The following is a 15,970-nucleotide window of genomic DNA, read 5'->3' as shown; positions in this document are numbered from 1 at the left end:
TTCTAGAAGGTGATGCCGGCCTCCGCGAGGTCGGCTCGGATGACGGAGAGCTCGTCCGGCGTGGCCTGGACGAGGGGCAGCCGCACGGCTGCGGACGGGATGACGCCCTGGGCGGCGAGGACGGCCTTCGCGGCCACCGCGCCCTGGACGTGGGTCATGATGCCGCGCTGGACGGGGTCCAGCGCGAAGTGGTGGTCACGGGCACCGGCCAGGTCGCCGGCGTGGACGGCGTCCACGAGCTGGCGGTACAGCTCGGGGGCCGCGTGTGCGGCCACCGAGACGACCCCGACGGCGCCGAGCGCCATGAGCGGCAGGGTCGCGCCGTCGTCGCCGGAGTAGAGGTCGAGGTCCGTGTGCGCCAGGACGGTGGTGGTGGACTGCAGGTCCCCCTTGGCGTCCTTGAGTGCACGGATGTTGGGGTGCTGCGCGAGCGCGATGATCGTCTCGGGCTCGATCGGCATCACGGAGCGGCCCGGGATGTCGTAGAGCATGATCGGCAGGTCCACGCCGTCGGCCACGGCCTCGAAGTGCGCGCGGATGCCGGCCTGGTTGGGCTTGTTGTAGTACGGGGTGACGAGCAGCAGCCCGTCCACGCCCGTCTCGGCCGCGCGGCGGGACAGCTCGAGGGTGTGCGCCGTGTCGTTGGTGCCGGTGCCGGCCACGACCCTGGCGCGGTCCCCCACGGCCTCGACGACGGTGCGGAACATCGCCACGTTCTCGTCGTCCGTGAGCGTGGAGGTCTCGCCGGTGGTGCCGGTGACCACGAGGCCGTCGGCCCCGCGGTCCACCAGGTGCTCGGCCAGCACGGCGGCCGCCTCGAGGTCCACGGCGCCCTCGTCCGTCATGGGGGTGACCATGGCGGGCACGACCGTGCCGAAGAGCAGCTCGGAGGGGATGACGGCGGAACGGACGGCACTCATGGGCCCCACCCTACCTGCGAGACTGGGGGCCCGCGCCGTCCGTGGCCCCTCCGCGACGCGCGGCGACTCGAGAGGAGCCCGCCCTGCGTCCCGCCCCGCCCCCCGCCGCCGTCCGCCCGGACCGGCCCGCGCGTCGCCGGCTGCCCGGCGTCGACGCGGCCCGCGGAATCGCCCTGCTCGGCATGATCACCGTCCACGTCCTCGACCCGGCGACGGCGGACGGGGCGCCGCACCCGGCGTTCCTGTCCTTCGCCGGACGCGCCTCGGTGCTGTTCGTCCTGCTGGCCGGCGTCGGGCTGGCCCTGTCCACGGGGGGCGCGACGCCGGCCACGGGGGCCCGGCGCGCGACGCTGCGCCGCCGGATCGCCCGACGCGCGGGCCTGCTGTTCGTGCTCGGGCTCGCGTGCGGGACGCTCGGGGTCCCCGTGGCCGTCATCCTGTGCCACTACGCCCTGCTCTTCCTGCTCGCGCTGCCCCTGCTGGGCCTGCGTGCCCGCACCCTGGGGGTGATCGCGGGGGCGTGGCTCGTGCTCGGGCCGGTGCTGGTGTTCGCGGTGGTCGCGGCCGCGCAGGCCGCCGTGGGGCGCCAGGAGTTCTTCGTGGGCGGGCGGCTCTGGCTCTCCCCCGGCCCCGCGGACCTGCTGCGTCCCGGGCTGCTGCTGGCCGATCTCACGGTCACGGGCTACTACCCCGTCCTGTCCTGGGGCGCGTTCCTCGTGCTGGGGCTGGCCCTGGGGCGGCTGCCGCTGGACCGTCCCCGCGTGGCCGCCGGGATCCTCGGCGGCGGGGCCGCGGCGTGGGCGGCGGCCGGCGTCGTCGGTGCGGCGGTGCTGCGGGCTCCGGGCACAGTCGGGCGGGTCGCCGCGGCGATCGGCACGGACCCGGTCGAGACGGCGCTCACGCTGCGCACGGGCGAGCCGCGGCTCGCGCTGCTGATCCCGGATCCGCTGTGGCTCGCCCTGCCGACCCCGCACTCCGGGTCCGTGGTGGCCGCCGTGCTTGCGGCGGGCTGGGCCTGCGCCGTGCTGGGCGCCTGCCTGCTGGCCCGGCCGCTGGTCGGGCACGCCGCGCTGCGCCCGCTCGTGGGTGCGGGGCGCATCCCGCTCACGCTCTACGTGGGGCACCTCGTGGTGCTCGCGCTCGTGGACGCGACCGGACTCGACCCGGCCGACGGGGCACTGCTCGCCGCCCTCGTCGTGCTGAGCCTCGCGGCCGGGCTGGCCGCCGAGCTCAGCGGCCGACGGGGTCCGCTCGAGGCCGTGATGGCCCGGCTCTCCCGGGCGGGTGGGGAACGGGCCGTCGCAGGGCGCTGAGCGACGCGTGGGCCGCGTCAGCCGGCGCGGTGCAGGCGGACGGCCTCCCGGGCCGCCTCGCGGGCGCGGCGGCGGTCGCCCGAGGCGTCGTAGGCCAGGGCGAGGCGGTAGCGGGCGCGCCAGTCGCGCGGTGCGGCCTCGGCCTCCACGCGGTACAGCTCGAACTGGGCGTCGGCGGCCTCCCGGTCGATCCGGCCGCCCGGCGAGCGCGGCAGGTCGTCCTCCGGCAGCCCGCCCTCGGCCTCGAGCTGGTCGGCCAGGCGTTCGGTCTGGCGGCCGAACCACACCTCGCGGGCCAGGACGGCCACAGTCACCAGCACCACGAGGATGACGCCCACGCCGATCGCCTTGGCCAGCGGCTGCGGGGCGCGCACCAGCGCGACGGACGCGTTGAGGGCGAACCCGGCGAACAGCAGCACGAGCAGGCAGACGAAGCCGACCCACACCTTGCTCATCACGGTCGAGCGGCGGGCACGGGCGGCGTGCTCGGTCGGGCCCACGGCGCCGTCGTCGGGGGTGCGGGAGGGCTCAGCCAAGGTCCAGGTATCCGTCCAGTCCGTAGGTCAGACCCGGGCGGGAGGCCACGGTCCGCAGGCCGAGGACGACGCCGGGCATGTAGGCGCCGCGGTCGAACGCGTCGTGCCGGACCACGAGCTGCTCGCCCGGCCCGCCCAGCAGCACCTCCTGGTGCGCCTCCAGGCCACGCAGGCGCACCGCGTGCACGTGCACGCCGTGGACGACGGCACCGCGCGCGCCGTCCGGGTCGTGCTCGGTGGCGTCCGGGGAGACGGGCACGCCGGCCGCGTCCCGGGCCGCACCGATGAGCTCGGCGGTCCGCACGGCCGTGCCCGACGGGGCGTCCACCTTGTCCGGGTGGTGCAGCTCGACGAGCTCGACGGACTCGAAGTACCGCGCCGCCTGCGCGGCGAACGCCGAGGCCAGCACCGAGCCGACCGAGAAGTTCGGGGCGATCAGCACGCCCACCCCCGGGTGCTCAGCCAGCTGCGCCTCGAGGCGCTCGCGGCGCTCGGGCACCCAGCCCGACGTGCCGACGACCGTGTGCAGCCCGTGCTCCACGGCGAAGGCCACGTTCTCGGGCGAGGCGTCCGGGACCGTGAGGTCCAGGACGTGGGTGGCGCCGGCGTCGAGCACCGCGTCCAGGCGGTCCTGCGAGCCGAGCTCGGCCACGAGCTCCAGCCCCTCGGCCGCTCGCACCGCGGGCACCGCGTGGCGGCCCATGCGGCCACGGGCGCCCAGGATCGCGACGCGCGGGACGTCGTCGGGAGCGGACACGGCGGAGGGGGTGCGGGTCTCGGTCATGGCCTCCAGCCTACGCGGCCCGCCCCGGCGGCCGTGGCCGAGGTCAGGCCGGGGCGACGACGACGCGCGCCCGGTCCCCCGCGGCCAGGCGCGCGGCCACGGCCCGGACCTGGCCGGCGTCGACCTCGCGGACCCGGGCGAGGGAGGCCGCCAGGTCCACGTACTCCCCCGTGACCAGCTCGGCCCGTCCCAGCCGGGACATGCGGGCGCCCGTGGACTCCATGCCCAGCACGGTGCCGCCGCAGATCTGCCCGTGGGCGCGCGCGAGCTCCTCCCCGGTGACGTCGGCCTCGGCCATCCGGTCCAGCTCGGCCTCCATCAGCGCGGCCACCTCGTCCACCCGGTCCGGCTGGCAGCCCGCGTACAGGCCCCAGTAGCCGGCGTCGGAGTACCCGGCGGAGAACGAGTAGGTGTTGTAGGCCAGGCCGCGGCGCTCGCGGATCTCCTGGAACAGCCGCGAGGACATGCCCCCGCCCAGGACGGACTGCATGACGCCCAGGGCGAAGCGGTCCGGGTCCGTGGTGGACAGCGAGCGGCCGCCGACGAGGACGTTGGCCTGCTCGACCGCCTTGGTGACGGTGTGCGTGCCGGTCCGCACCCGCGAGGCCGCGGCCCCGGCGGTGTCCACGGCACGACGCGGGGCGGGCAGGGCCCCCTGGGTGAGCTCCCAGCCCGAGGCGCGCAGGGCGGCGAGGACGAGGCGGCAGACCTCGTCGTGGTCGAGGTGGCCGGCGGCGGTGACGACGAGCTCGTCCGGGCGGTACCAGTGCGTGTAGTGCCCCACCACATGGTCGCGGGTGACGGCCCGGATCGTCTCGGGCGTGCCGCCGATCGGCCGGCCGAGGGGGTGGCCGTCCAGCATGACCTCGGCGAGCTTCTCGTGGGCCACGTCCACGGGGTCGTCCGCGTCCATGGCGAGCTCCTCGAGGATCACGCCGCGCTCGGTCTCGAGCTCGTCCGGGTCGATCAGGGAGGAGGTGAGCATGTCCGTGAGGACCTCCACGGCCATCGGCAGGTCCTCGTCCAGCACGCGGGCGTGGTAGACGGTGGACTCCTTGGCCGTGCCGGCGTTGGACTCCCCGCCCACGCGGTCGAAGGCGGCCGCGATGTCCATCGCGGTGCGCGTGGGAGTGCCCTTGAAGAGCAGGTGCTCGAGGAAGTGCGTGGCGCCGTAGCCCTCGGGCGACTCGTCACGGGACCCGACGGCCACCCAGTAGCCGATGGTCACCGAGCGCTGGTCCGGCATGGCCTCGGTGAGCACGCGGACGCCGCCGGGCAGCACGGAGCGGCGCACCACGGAACCGTTGCCCTCGTCCGCCAGCACGCCGTCGAAGTCCAGGGGGATCTCACGGTGAACACTCATGACGGCCATTCTCGCCCATGCGCGACGACGGCGCCGCACCACTCGCGGGGAGGGTGCGGCGCCGTCGTGGTCACCGGGCCGGGCGGGGCGGATCAGGCCTCGATCTGCGAGGACTCGATCGCGTCCGCGGTCTCGGCCAGGGCGTCGGACTCCGCCACCACCGGGGAGAGGGACAGCTTGCCGCGGTCGTCGATCTTGGTGATCTCGACCTGGACCTTCTGGCCCACGCCGAGCACGTCCTCGACGTCGTCCACGCGCTTGCCCTCGTTGAGCTTTCGCAGCTCGGAGATGTGCAACAGGCCGTCCTTGCCCGGGGTGAGCGAGACGAACCCGCCGAACGTGGTCAGCTTCACCACGGTGCCGAGGTAGCGCTCACCGACCTCGGGGACCTGCGGGTTGGCGATCGCGTTCACCGCGGAGCGCGCGGCCTCGGCCGAGGCGCCGTCGGTGGCGCCGATCAGCACGGTGCCGTCGTCCTCGATGGTGATGTCCGCGCCCGTGTCGTCCTGGATCTGGTTGATCATGGCGCCCTTGGGGCCGATGACCGCGCCGATCTTGTCCACCGGGATGCGCACGGAGATGATCCGCGGGGCGGTGGGGGCCATCTCGTCCGGGGCGTCGATGGCGGCGTTCAGCACGGACAGGATGTGCAGGCGCGCCTCGCGGGCCTGCGTCAGGGCGGCGGCCAGCACGGAGGCCGGGATGCCGTCCAGCTTGGTGTCCAGCTGGATCGCGGTGACGAACTCCGCGGTGCCGGCCACCTTGAAGTCCATGTCGCCGAACGCGTCCTCGGCGCCGAGGATGTCGGTCAGGGCCGCGTACTGGGTCTGGCCGTCCACCTCGGCGGAGACCAGGCCCATGGCGATGCCGGCCACGGGCGCACGCAGCGGCACGCCCGCGTTCAGCAGGGACAGGGTGGAGGCGCAGACGGAGCCCATCGACGTCGAGCCGTTGGAGCCGAGGGCCTCGGAGACCTGGCGGATCGCGTAGGGGAACTCCTCGCGGGCCGGCAGCACGGGCACGAGGGCGCGCTCGGCGAGGGCGCCGTGGCCGATCTCGCGGCGCTTCGGGGAGCCCACGCGGCCGGTCTCGCCGGTGGAGTACGGCGGGAAGTTGTAGTGGTGCATGTACCGCTTGGCCGTCTCCGGCGCCAACGAGTCGATCTGCTGCTCCATCTTGAGCATGTTCAGCGTGGTGACGCCCATGATCTGGGTCTCGCCGCGCTCGAAGATGGCGGAGCCGTGCACGCGGGGCAGGACCTCCACCTCCGCGGTCAGCTTGCGGATGTCCGTCAGGCCGCGGCCGTCGATGCGCACCTGGTCGGTGAGGATGCGGCGGCGCACGATCTGCTTGGTGAGGGAGCCGTAGGCCTTGGCGATCTCGCCCTTGCGCTCGGCGAAGTCCTTGCCCTCGCCGGCGAGCTCCTCGAGCACCTCGAGCAGGTAGGCGTCCGAGGCCGACTCGCGCTCCTGCTTGTCGCCGATGGAGAAGATCTCGGTCAGGCGGTCCGTGGCGAGCTTCTCGACGGCGGCGTAGGCGTCGTCCTGGTAGTCCTGGAACACGGGGACGTCCACCGGGTCCTTGCCGGCGCGCTTGACCAGGTCGGCCTGGGCCTCGCACAGGGCGCGGATGAAGGGCTTGGCGGCCTCGAGGCCCTCGGCCACGATCTCCTCGGTGGGCGCCTGCGCGCCGCGCTCCTTGACCAGGGTCCAGGAGTCCGGGGTCGCCTCGGCCTCGACCATCATGATGGCGACGTCGTCGCCCACCACACGGCCGGCCACGGCCATGTTGAACACGGCGCCCTCGAGCTGGGAGTGCTTCGGGAACGCGACCCACTGGCGCGTGCCGGAGCCGTCGTCCATGAGGGCCATGCGCACGCCGCCGATGGGACCGGAGAACGGCAGGCCGGACAGCTGCGTGGACAGGGAGGCGGCGTTGATGGCCACCGTGTCGTAGATCTCGTCCGGGGCGATCGAGGTGACGGTCACGACGACCTGGACCTCGTTGCGGATGCCCTTGACGAACGCCGGGCGCAGCGGGCGGTCGATCAGGCGGCAGGTGAGGATCGCGTCCGTGGACGGGCGGCCCTCGCGGCGGAAGAACGAGCCGGGGATGCGGCCCGCGGCGTACATGCGCTCCTCGACGTCCACGGTCAGCGGGAAGAAGTCGAAGCCCTCGCGGGGCGACTTGCCGACGGTGGTGGCGGACAGCATCGACGTCTCCTCGTCGATGTAGACCATGGCGGCGCCGGCGGCCTGCTGGGCGAGGCGCCCGGTCTCGAAGCGGACGGTGCGCTTGCCGTACGAGCCGTTGTCGATGACGGCCTCGGCGAAGGTGATCTCAGGACCCTCCATGAGGGCCTCCTTTCAGGTGGACGGCGCCGCAGGCGTCCCTGTCCCCCTGGTCTTCGATCGAGGCCCTCGGCGTCCCGCCGTGCGGCGGGGTCCGGGAGCCACTGTCGAGGACCGCGGGCGATGGGCGCGGAACCGTCGGGTGTGTCGATGATGCGGGGATGCGCGCCATGGCGCGCCGGAGTGCCGCAGGCTGCGGCGGTCTCCCCCCGGGACACACTACGTGCGTCCGGGGGCAGACGAAAGGCGGCGCCGGCGCTCGCGGGTCCCCGCGGGCTCCGGCGCCGCCTCCTCAGGTCACTTGCGCAGGCCGAGGCGCTCGATCAGCGCACGGTAGCGCTCGATGTCGACCTTCTGCAGGTAGCCGAGCATGCGACGACGGCGACCCACCAGGGCCATCAGGCCGCGACGGGTGTGGTGGTCGTGCTTGTGCTCCTTGAGGTGCTCGGTCAGGTCCTTGATGCGGCGGGACAGGACCGCGATCTGCACCTCGGGGGAACCGGTGTCGCCCTCGTGGGTGGCGTACTCCTTGATGATCTGCTGCTTGACAGCGGGATCCAGGGCCATGGTGGGCCTCCTTCACTTCGGTACCGCGAACACGGGCCGCGCCCCGCCGGGGCGGACGACGCGGGGCCCACCCCACCGCGGACTGCAGGGAGGCCGAGGGTCGAGTCTACCGCATCGCCTACCCTGGCCCGGTGAGCACCCCACCGGTCCCCCACTCCCCGGCCCCGTCGTCGTTCCCCCTCCGGCCGCCCGCGCCGCCCCTGGATCTGCCGCTGATCGGCCACGGCTACCCCGCGCTGCTGCGCACGCCGCGGGCCCGATGGTGGAACCCGCTCGCGTCCTTCGGCCTCGTGCTGGCCGGCCTGGTGGGCCTCCTCGTGCTGGGGGGCGTGCTGGGCGCTCTCGCCCTGATCGCCACGTCCGGGCCCGCGCTGCTCGGCGCGGCCGACCCGACGGACGTGACCGACCTCGACCTGTACTCCGCGCCCATGGTGCTGCTGAACAACCTCCTGCTCGCCGCGCTGATCGGGGTCGCGCTGCTGGCCGTGGCGCTGGGCCACCCCGTCGCCGCCCGCTTCGTCCACTCGGTCGAGGGCCGCGTGCGCTGGCGCTGGCTGGCGCGCTGCGTCGTCGTGCTGACGCCGCTGTTCCTCGCCTACGTGCTGGGCGCGTGGGCCCTCGACGGCGCCCCCACGGCCCCGCGCGCGCAGGACTGGGTCTGGCTGCTCGTCATGGCGTTCGTGCTCACCCCGTTCCAGGCCGCGGGCGAGGAGTACCTGTTCCGCGGGTGGCTGCTGCTGGCCGTCGGCACGTGGATCCGCCGGCCGGTCGTGGCCGCCGCGGTCACCGCGGTGCTCTCGGCGGCGACCTTCTCGCTCGCCCACGGCTCGCTCGACCCGTGGATCCTGCTGGACCTCGCCGCGTTCGCCGTCGCCGCCGTCCTGCTCACGTGGCGCACGGGCGGGCTCGAGGCCGCCGTCGCCCTCCACGTGGTCAACAACGTGGTGATCATCGCCGTCGGCACGCTCGTGGGCACCGTCGAGGACAGCTACGTGGGCGCGGAGACCGCCGGCTCCCCGGCGGCCACGCTGCTCTCGGTGGCGGTGGTCGCGGTGGCCACGGCGCTGCTGCTCTGGCAGGCGCGGCGGGCCGGGATCGCCCGGACGGTCCCGGTCACCGTGGGCGCCCGCCCCTGACCGGCGCCGCCCACCAGGCCACCGTCACGTAGGGCACCTGCAGGACCGCGTCCGCCGCATGGCCCAGGTGCTCGTGCAGGTACCAGTCGAGGTTGGCCGTCATCCGGGACCGGATCCGCTCGTCCGCGCGTAGCCAGTACGAGCGCGAGGCCATGAGCCCGTGCAGCCCCGCCGCGGTCATGGGCTGCGTCCACGCCCAGCGCGCGTGCTCCTCCGCCCCGAACGGGGCGGCGAACCGGCGCTGCTCCGGCCGGGCGGCGTGCACGTCCCCGGCGTGCATGATCCGGGTGAGACGGTGCACCCACGGCACCGCCGTGTCGAGCTGGTTCCACACCGCGGCCAGGCGCCCGCCCGGGCGCAGCACCCGTGCGGCCTCCGCGCTCGCCGCGGCCGGGTCCATCCAGTGCCATGCCTGGGCCGCCACCACGACGTCGGCGCTCGCCGCCGGCAGGCCCGTGGCCTCGCCCGTGCCCGGCACGGCGCGCACCCGCCCGCCCGTGCCGGCCGCGACCTCGCGTTCCAGGACGGCGCGCATCGACGCCGACGGCTCGAGGGCCGTCACCGTCCGCACCCGGTCCGCCGGGCGGGCCGCGAGCAGCCGGGTGAACAGTCCCGTCCCGGCCCCGAGCTCCACCACGTCCGCGCCGTCGGCGGTGCCCGCCAGGACGCGGTCCACCGCGGCGGCCGGGTAGGAGGGGCGGACGGCGTCGTAGTGCTCCCCGCCGGTCTCGAAGGGGTTGGGCCCGGCCCGACGGGCCCGGGCCGGGCGCCCCGGCAGGTTCGGCACAGCGGGGGGAGCGCCCGGCTCCGGGGCGCTCACCGGTCGGAGGGGGTCGTGGCCAGGATCGCCCGGGCCTCGTCCACGTCCTGCGTGATCTGCGCCACGAGCTTCTCGACGCCCTCGTAGGCGACCATCCCGCGCAGCCGGGCCACGAACTCCACCTCGATGTGCTGGCCGTACAGGTCGAAGTCCTCCACCCGCTCGTCGTGGCGGTCGATCACGTGTGCCTCCACCACGCGGGAGACGTCCTCGAACGTGGGGTTCGAGCCGATGGAGATCGCGGCCGGCCACACCCCGCCGTGCGCGTCGTGCACCCAGCCGGCGTAGACGCCGTCGGCCGGGATCATGCCCTGCACATCCGTCTCGAGGTTCGCCGTGGGGAAGCCGAGCTCGCGGCCGCGCGCGAACCCGTGCACCACCTCGCCGGCGAGCACGTGGTGCCGGCCGAGCACGGCCGCGGCCTGGGCGACGTCGCCCGCGGCCAGGGCCTCCCGCACCCAGGTCGAGGAGCAGCGGCGCTCCGGCTCGGCCCCGTGTTCGGCGGGGAACTCCTCGACGGCCTCGACCTCGAAGCCGTAGCGGGCCCCCAGGCGCACCATCTCCGCGACGTCGCCGGTGTTGCCCCGGCCGAAGCGCACGTCGTGCCCCACGACCACGACGGCGGCGTGCAGCCCGTGCACGAGCATGCCGCGGACGAACTCCTCCGGGGACTGGTCCGCGAACTCGAGGGTGTAGCGCTGCAGGAGCACCGCGTCCAGACCCGCCTCGTCCAGGAGGACGACCCGCTGCTCGGGGCTGATGATGTCCACGTGGGGCACCTCGGGATGGTGCACGGCGCGCGGGTGCGGGGTGAAGGTCACGGCCACGGCCAGGGCGTCGCGGGCCCGCGCCAGCTCGACGACCCGGCGCAGCACCTCCCGGTGGCCGCGGTGCACGCCGTCGAAGTTGCCCAGGGTGACCACGGTGCGCGGCAGGTCCGTGGGGACCTCGTCCAGGCTGTTCCAGACCCGCATCAGAGCGCCCCCGCCTCGGCCGGGCGGGCGGGGCGGTGCGTCAGCAGCCAGATCAGGCCGACCACCGGCAGCACGAGCGGCACGTAGCCGTAGCCCGCGCCGAACCGGGACCACACGGTGTCGTGGGCGAACATCCCCGGATCCAGGACGGTCCACAGGCCCACGCCCACCACGCCGGCCAGCTCCACGAGCACGGCGCCCAGCGCCACGGCCCAGGCGCGCGCGCCGGAGCGGGCGAGCGCGAACGTCGCCACGATGTACACGACCGCCGCGACCGCGGAGAGCGTGTACGCCACGGGGGCGGCGTCGAACTGCGTGAGGATCTGGAAGAGGCTGCGCGCGCTCGCCGAGAGGGCGAACACCGCGTAGACCATGACGATGATCCGGCCGAGACCCTGGTTGCGCGCGGGGGCGCCGTCGCTGGGTGCCATGTCCATCCTCCTCACCACTGCCCGAACCAGATGACCTGCATGCGGTGCAGCATCACGGCGATCGTGGGCCCGACCACGGCCAGCACGAGGTTGGACCACCGGGTCTTGTCCGTGACGGCCCAGCCCACGGCGATCACCGGCACGATCAGGGCGGTGAGGATGTAGCCCCAGAACTCCCAGCCGGGGCCGTTCAGGGTGTCCCCGCCGAGCTGGCGGACGGCGGCGGCCGCCGCATAGACGAGCGTGAACAGCTCGACGGCGGCCACCGAGAGGATCGAGGCGTCCGCGGGGTGGCGGCGGATCGCCGTCATCACCACGCAGACGACGAACGAGACGGCACCGATCACCAGTCCCGTCCAGAACCAGGCGTCGAGGATCATGCGGTCCTTCCCTGTCCCGGCCCCTCGGCCGGGGCGAACACGAGCTGGGGCTTGGCGACGTCGGCGCCGCGGCGGCGCACGTCGGAGACGAGGGCGATGACGCGGCCGTCCGGCGCGCGCCCGGCGACGAGCGTCTCACCCGTGCCGGTGGGCGCCACGACCCGCCCGAAGGCGAGCTCGTGGGCCTCGTGCTCCGTCAGCTCGCGCACCGGGAAGAGCCCGGCGGCGGCCTCGGAGAGCTCGGTCATCGCGAACCGCTCCGCGAGGGCCTCGAGCGAGAGCGCGTCGGCCACGTCGAACGGGCCGACGGCGGTGCGGCGCAGCGCCGTGAGGTGCCCGCCGGTCTCGAGGGCCTCGCCCAGGTCGCGGGCGAGCGCCCGGATGTAGGTCCCGGACGAGCAGCGCACGGTGACGTCGAGGTCGACCAGCCGGCCGCCGTCGAGCCGGCGCAGCTCGTGCACCGTGAACTCGTGCACGGTGACGGGGCGGGCGTCGAGGGTGACGTCCTCTCCCGCGCGGACGCGATCGTAGGCGCGCCGGCCCGCCACCTTGACGGCGGAGACGGCCGAGGGCGCCTGCAGGATCTCGCCCGTGAGGGCGGCGACCTGCTCGGCCACGCGCTCGGGCGTGACGGCGTTGGCCAGCCGGGTCTGCACGACCTCGCCCTCCGCGTCGTCCGTGACGGTCGACTGCCCGAGCCGGATCGTGGCCGTGTACGTCTTGTCCGTGCCCGTGATGGCGGTCAGCAGGCGCGTGGCCTTGTTGACGCCGACCACGAGCAGGCCCGTGGCCATGGGGTCCAGGGTGCCGGCGTGGCCCACCTTGCGGGTGCCCGCCAGCCGGCGGACCCGCCCGACGACGTCGTGCGAGGTCCACCCCTGCGGCTTGTCCACGAGGACGACCCCCGACGCCTCCGTTCCCGGCGCGTCGGGGGCCTGTCCCCCGGTGCTGCGTGCGCTCACCGTGCCGCGGGCCTCAGGCGCGCGGGGCGTCGTCGGCGTCGGCGTCCGGCTCCGCGGTGCGGTACGGGTCCGCGTCACCGGCGTACGACGCGCCCTCGCGCGCCTTCGCCAGCTCGGCGTCCCGCTCCTTGGCCGCGCGGAGGACGTCCTCCAGGTGTGCGGCCGCCTCGGGGACGGTGTCCGCCACGAACTCGAGGGTGGGCACCAGGCGGATGGTGAGCCCGCGGCCCACCTCGCGGCGCAGGATGCCGCGGTTGTCCTGGATGCCCTCGTGGGCGGCGGCCACCGTGGCCTCGTCGCCCAGGACGGTGTAGTAGACGGTGGCGTGCTGCAGGTCGTTGGTCACGCGGACCTCCGTCACGGTGACGGGCTCCACGCGATCGTCCTTGACGCCGCGGCGCAGCGCCTCGGCCACGAGGACCTTGATGCGCTGGGCCAGGCGGCCGGCGCGTGCCGGATCGGCCATGGTGCGGTTCCTTCCGGTGGTGATGGTTCAGAGGGTGGGACGCGGAAGGCGGGGGCCCGTGCGGGCCCCCGCCCCGGCCGTCAGACGCGCGGCTTCTCCTGCATCTCGAAGGTCTCGATCACGTCGCCCTCCTTGATGTCGTTGAAGCTGCCCAGGCCGATGCCGCACTCGTAGCCCTCGCGGACCTCCGTGGCGTCGTCTTTGAAGCGGCGCAGCGACTCGATCTTGAGGTGATCGGAGACCACCACGCCGTCGCGCACCAGGCGGGCCTGGGCGTTGCGGCGGATGAGGCCCGAGCGCACGAGCGAACCGGCGATGTTGCCCCACTTGGAGGAGCGGAACACCTCGCGGACCTCGGCCGAGCCGAGCTCGACCTCCTCGTACTCCGGCTTCAGCATGCCCTTGAGCGCGTTCTCGATGTCGTCGATCGCGTCGTAGATCACGCTGTAGAAGCGCATGTCCACGCCCTCGCGGTCGGCCAGGTCGGCGACCCGCTCGGCGGGGCGCACGTTGAAGCCGATGATGATGGCGTTGTCCACGGTCGCCAGGTTCACGTCATTCTGCGTGATGGCGCCGACGCCGCGGTGGATGACGCGCAGCTGCACCTCGTCCTCGCCGACCTCGATCTTGAGCAGCGAGTCCTCGAGCGCCTCGACGGCACCGGACGCGTCGCCCTTGATGATGAGGTTGAGCGTGTCCAGCTTGCCCTCGGCCACGGCCTGGTCGAAGTCCTCCAGGGTGATGCGCTTGCGGCGCTTGGCCAGCTGGGCGTTGCGGTCCGCGGCCTCGCGCTTCTCCGCGATCTGGCGGGCGGTGCGCTCGTCGTCGGTGACGAGGAACGAGTCGCCGGCACGCGGCACCGTGGACAGGCCGAGCACCTGGACGGGACGCGACGGATCGGCCGCCTCCACGGCGTTGCCGTTCTCGTCGAACATGGCGCGCACACGGCCGTGGGCGGAGCCCACCACCATGGTGTCGCCCACGCGCAGCGTGCCGGTCTGCACCAGCACGGTGACGACGGCGCCGCGGCCCTTGTCGAGGTTGGCCTCGATGGCCACGCCGCGGGCGGCCTTGTGCGGGTTCGCCGTGAGCTCGAGGGCGGCGTCCGCGGTGAGCAGGATCGCCTCGAGCAGCTGGTCGATGTTGATGTTGTTGCGCGCGGAGACGTCCACGAACATCGTGTCGCCGCCGTACTCCTCGGGCACGAGGCCGTACTCGGTGAGCTGACCGCGGATCTTGTCCGGGGCGGCGGTGTCCTTGTCGATCTTGTTGACCGCCACCACGATCGGCACGCCGGCCGACTGGGCGTGGTTGAGCGCCTCGACGGTCTGCGGCATGACGCCGTCGTCGGCCGCCACCACCAGCACGGCGATGTCGGTGACCTTCGCACCGCGGGCACGCATGGCGGTGAACGCCTCGTGACCCGGGGTGTCGATGAAGGTGAGGCGACGCTGCTCGCCCTCGTGCTCCACGGGCACCTGGTAGGCGCCGATGTGCTGCGTGATGCCGCCGGCCTCGCCCTCGATGACGTTCGAGGAGCGGATGGCGTCCAGCAGACGCGTCTTGCCGTGGTCCACGTGGCCCATGACGGTGACGACCGCGGGGCGCGGCTCGAGGTCGGCCTCGTCCTCGTTGGCCGCCTCGGCCTCGAGGTCGATGTCGAAGGCCTCCAGCAGCTCCTTGTCCTCGTCCTCCGGGGACACGATCTGGACCTTGTAGCCCAGCTCGTCGCCGAGCAGCTGGAAGGTCTCCTCGTCGAGGGACTGGTTGGCCGAGGCCATCTCGCCGAGGGTGAAGAGCACCTTCACCAGGTCGGCGACGTCGGCGCGGATCTTCTCGGCGAAGTCGGCCAGGGACGCGCCGCGGCGCAGACGCAGGACGGTGGTGCCGTCACCCTTGGGGACCTTGACGCCGCCGATCTCACGCGTGTGCTGCTGCTCGAACTCCTGGCGCTTCGCGCGCTTCGACTTGCGTCCCTTGCGCGGGCCGCCGCCGCGCCCGAAGGCGCCCTGGGCGTTGCCGCGACCGCCACGGCCGCCCGGGCCGCCGGGACGACCCGGACCGCCACCGGGGCCGCCGCCCGGACGGCCACGGCCGCGGGCCGGCTGCGGGGCCGGGGTGATCTGCTTGGGCATCATGCCCGGGTTCGGACGCGGCCCACCGGGGCGGGGACCGCCGGCGCCCGCGGCCGGGCGCGGACCGCCCGGACGGGGACCGCCGGCACCGGCCGGCGGACGGGGGCCGCCCGGACGAGGCGCGCGGTCCTCACGACCGGAGCGCATGCCCTGCGAGGGGGCGAACGGGTTGTTGCCCGGACGCGGAGCACCGCCACGGCCGCCCGGGCGGGCGCCCGGGCGAGGCCCGGCGGAGCCGCCCTTGGGGCTGAACGGGTTGTTGCCGGGACGCGGGGCGCCCGGCTTGGGCGCGGAGGCACCCGGCTTGGGCGCGGCGGCGCCCGGCTTCGGCGCGGCCGACCCCGGCGTGGCCGGCGGCTGCGGGGCCTTCGGCTCGGCCGGGGCGGCCGGCGTCGGTGCGGCGGGGCCGGGGGTCGGGGCGGCGCCCGGCTTGGGCGCGGCGGTGCGGCCCGCGGCGGGACCGGGCGCCGGGGCGCCGGCATTCGACGTGGGGGCCGCGGCGCGCGGCGACGGGGCGGCCGCCGGCTTCGGCGCGGCGGAACGGCCCGGGGCGGCGGGCGTGGAACCGGGCTTGGCGGCGGACTTGCCGGCACCCGGGTAGGCGTTGCGCAGCTTCTTGACCACCGGGGGCTCGATGGTGGACGAAGCCGAGCTGACGAACTCGCCGAGGTCCTTGAGCGTGCTCAAGGCCTCCTTCGAGGTGATGCCGAGCTCCTTGGCGAGCTCATGGACGCGGACCTTGGCCACGGTTCTCCTGTTCTGGCCCCACGGGCCGGAACGGAGCCGCTCGGGCTGTCCGTCTCAGCGCGTCCTGGGACCGTTGACGTTGCTC

General features: G+C 74.4%; 15 protein-coding genes. 2 read left to right on the top strand and 13 right to left on the bottom strand.

Features of this window, described 5'->3' with window-relative positions; all coding sequences use genetic code 11:
- Nucleotides 1–2: 2 nt before the first annotated feature.
- Nucleotides 3–920: a 4-hydroxy-tetrahydrodipicolinate synthase gene (dapA, locus tag AC0VX0_RS03250; RefSeq protein WP_036337647.1), complete on the bottom strand. Its 918-nt coding sequence runs from the start codon at nucleotides 918–920 to the stop codon at nucleotides 3–5.
- 41 nt (nucleotides 921–961) lie between these two features.
- Here dapA and AC0VX0_RS03245 point away from each other — a divergent pair, with 41 nt between their 5' ends.
- The gene (locus AC0VX0_RS03245) at nucleotides 962–2,233 is read left to right on the top strand and encodes a heparan-alpha-glucosaminide N-acetyltransferase domain-containing protein (RefSeq protein WP_221844746.1); all 1,272 of its coding nucleotides are present in this window, start codon (nucleotides 962–964) and stop codon (nucleotides 2,231–2,233) included.
- Nucleotides 2,234–2,250: 17 nt separating this feature from the next.
- Here the strand turns inward: AC0VX0_RS03245 and AC0VX0_RS03240 are convergent, their stop codons facing one another.
- The 5 genes from AC0VX0_RS03240 to rpsO all read right to left on the bottom strand — a co-directional run bounded on the left by AC0VX0_RS03240 (nucleotide 2,251) and on the right by rpsO (nucleotide 7,834).
- Nucleotides 2,251–2,769, bottom strand: coding sequence for a hypothetical protein (locus AC0VX0_RS03240; RefSeq protein ID WP_049158275.1), 519 nt, complete (start codon nucleotides 2,767–2,769; stop codon nucleotides 2,251–2,253).
- Nucleotides 2,762–3,553, bottom strand: coding sequence for a 4-hydroxy-tetrahydrodipicolinate reductase (gene dapB, locus AC0VX0_RS03235; RefSeq protein WP_002855289.1), 792 nt, complete (start codon nucleotides 3,551–3,553; stop codon nucleotides 2,762–2,764). Before dapB ends, AC0VX0_RS03240 begins: the two co-directional genes overlap by 8 nt.
- A gap of 43 nt (nucleotides 3,554–3,596) precedes the next feature.
- Complete coding sequence (locus tag AC0VX0_RS03230; RefSeq protein ID WP_036315003.1) at nucleotides 3,597–4,925, bottom strand: M16 family metallopeptidase; 1,329 nt, start codon at nucleotides 4,923–4,925, stop codon at nucleotides 3,597–3,599.
- An 83-nt stretch (nucleotides 4,926–5,008) separates the two neighbouring features.
- Entirely contained in the window at nucleotides 5,009–7,270 is a 2,262-nt protein-coding gene (locus AC0VX0_RS03225) for a polyribonucleotide nucleotidyltransferase (protein ID WP_036315001.1), read from the bottom strand.
- Between the two features lie 294 nt (nucleotides 7,271–7,564).
- A complete protein-coding gene (rpsO, locus tag AC0VX0_RS03220; protein WP_017488396.1) occupies nucleotides 7,565–7,834 on the bottom strand; it encodes a 30S ribosomal protein S15 in 270 nt (89 codons plus the stop codon).
- A 131-nt stretch (nucleotides 7,835–7,965) separates the two neighbouring features.
- On the opposite strand from rpsO, the gene AC0VX0_RS03215 reads away from it, so the two are divergent.
- Nucleotides 7,966–8,970 (top strand): CPBP family intramembrane glutamic endopeptidase, encoded by a 1,005-nt coding sequence (locus AC0VX0_RS03215; RefSeq protein WP_044658601.1) that lies wholly within the window; start codon nucleotides 7,966–7,968, stop codon nucleotides 8,968–8,970.
- Here the strand turns inward: AC0VX0_RS03215 and AC0VX0_RS03210 are convergent.
- The 7 genes from AC0VX0_RS03210 to infB all read right to left on the bottom strand — a co-directional run bounded on the left by AC0VX0_RS03210 (nucleotide 8,948) and on the right by infB (nucleotide 15,885).
- The gene (locus tag AC0VX0_RS03210; RefSeq protein ID WP_044658602.1) at nucleotides 8,948–9,790 is read right to left on the bottom strand and encodes a class I SAM-dependent methyltransferase; all 843 of its coding nucleotides are present in this window, start codon (nucleotides 9,788–9,790) and stop codon (nucleotides 8,948–8,950) included. The genes AC0VX0_RS03215 and AC0VX0_RS03210 overlap by 23 nt on opposite strands.
- On the bottom strand, nucleotides 9,787–10,764 hold the full coding sequence (locus AC0VX0_RS03205) for a bifunctional riboflavin kinase/FAD synthetase (protein ID WP_041104239.1): 978 nt from the start codon (nucleotides 10,762–10,764) through the stop codon (nucleotides 9,787–9,789). The genes AC0VX0_RS03210 and AC0VX0_RS03205 overlap by 4 nt, the downstream gene beginning before the upstream one ends.
- Nucleotides 10,764–11,195 (bottom strand): hypothetical protein, encoded by a 432-nt coding sequence (locus tag AC0VX0_RS03200; RefSeq protein ID WP_036314984.1) that lies wholly within the window; start codon nucleotides 11,193–11,195, stop codon nucleotides 10,764–10,766. The genes AC0VX0_RS03205 and AC0VX0_RS03200 overlap by 1 nt, the downstream gene beginning before the upstream one ends.
- A gap of 11 nt (nucleotides 11,196–11,206) precedes the next feature.
- Complete coding sequence (locus AC0VX0_RS03195) at nucleotides 11,207–11,575, bottom strand: hypothetical protein (protein ID WP_002855305.1); 369 nt, start codon at nucleotides 11,573–11,575, stop codon at nucleotides 11,207–11,209.
- A complete protein-coding gene (gene truB, locus AC0VX0_RS03190; protein WP_078026112.1) occupies nucleotides 11,572–12,537 on the bottom strand; it encodes a tRNA pseudouridine(55) synthase TruB in 966 nt (321 codons plus the stop codon). The genes AC0VX0_RS03195 and truB overlap by 4 nt, the downstream gene beginning before the upstream one ends.
- A gap of 13 nt (nucleotides 12,538–12,550) precedes the next feature.
- The gene (gene rbfA / locus AC0VX0_RS03185; RefSeq protein WP_036314977.1) at nucleotides 12,551–13,003 is read right to left on the bottom strand and encodes a 30S ribosome-binding factor RbfA; all 453 of its coding nucleotides are present in this window, start codon (nucleotides 13,001–13,003) and stop codon (nucleotides 12,551–12,553) included.
- Nucleotides 13,004–13,083: 80 nt separating this feature from the next.
- Complete coding sequence (gene infB, locus AC0VX0_RS03180) at nucleotides 13,084–15,885, bottom strand: translation initiation factor IF-2 (RefSeq protein ID WP_119217434.1); 2,802 nt, start codon at nucleotides 15,883–15,885, stop codon at nucleotides 13,084–13,086.
- Nucleotides 15,886–15,970 lie beyond the last annotated feature (85 nt).

The organism is Micrococcus sp. iso_26 (assembly GCF_056172975.1).
Note: the sequence above shows the minus strand (reverse complement) of the source record. Positions and strands in the feature narration are given on the sequence as shown.

Coding starts and splice junctions, on each gene's coding strand:
- dapA (WP_036337647.1), bottom strand. CDS start 920: ATGAGTGCCGTCCGTTCCGCCGTCATCCCCTCCGAGCTGCTCTTCGGC.
- dapB (WP_002855289.1), bottom strand. CDS start 3,553: ATGACCGAGACCCGCACCCCCTCCGCCGTGTCCGCTCCCGACGACGTC.
- AC0VX0_RS03230 (WP_036315003.1), bottom strand. CDS start 4,925: ATGGCCGTCATGAGTGTTCACCGTGAGATCCCCCTGGACTTCGACGGC.
- AC0VX0_RS03225 (WP_036315001.1), bottom strand. CDS start 7,270: ATGGAGGGTCCTGAGATCACCTTCGCCGAGGCCGTCATCGACAACGGC.
- rpsO (WP_017488396.1), bottom strand. CDS start 7,834: ATGGCCCTGGATCCCGCTGTCAAGCAGCAGATCATCAAGGAGTACGCC.
- AC0VX0_RS03205 (WP_041104239.1), bottom strand. CDS start 10,764: ATGCGGGTCTGGAACAGCCTGGACGAGGTCCCCACGGACCTGCCGCGC.
- AC0VX0_RS03200 (WP_036314984.1), bottom strand. CDS start 11,195: ATGGCACCCAGCGACGGCGCCCCCGCGCGCAACCAGGGTCTCGGCCGG.
- AC0VX0_RS03195 (WP_002855305.1), bottom strand. CDS start 11,575: ATGATCCTCGACGCCTGGTTCTGGACGGGACTGGTGATCGGTGCCGTC.
- rbfA (WP_036314977.1), bottom strand. CDS start 13,003: ATGGCCGATCCGGCACGCGCCGGCCGCCTGGCCCAGCGCATCAAGGTC.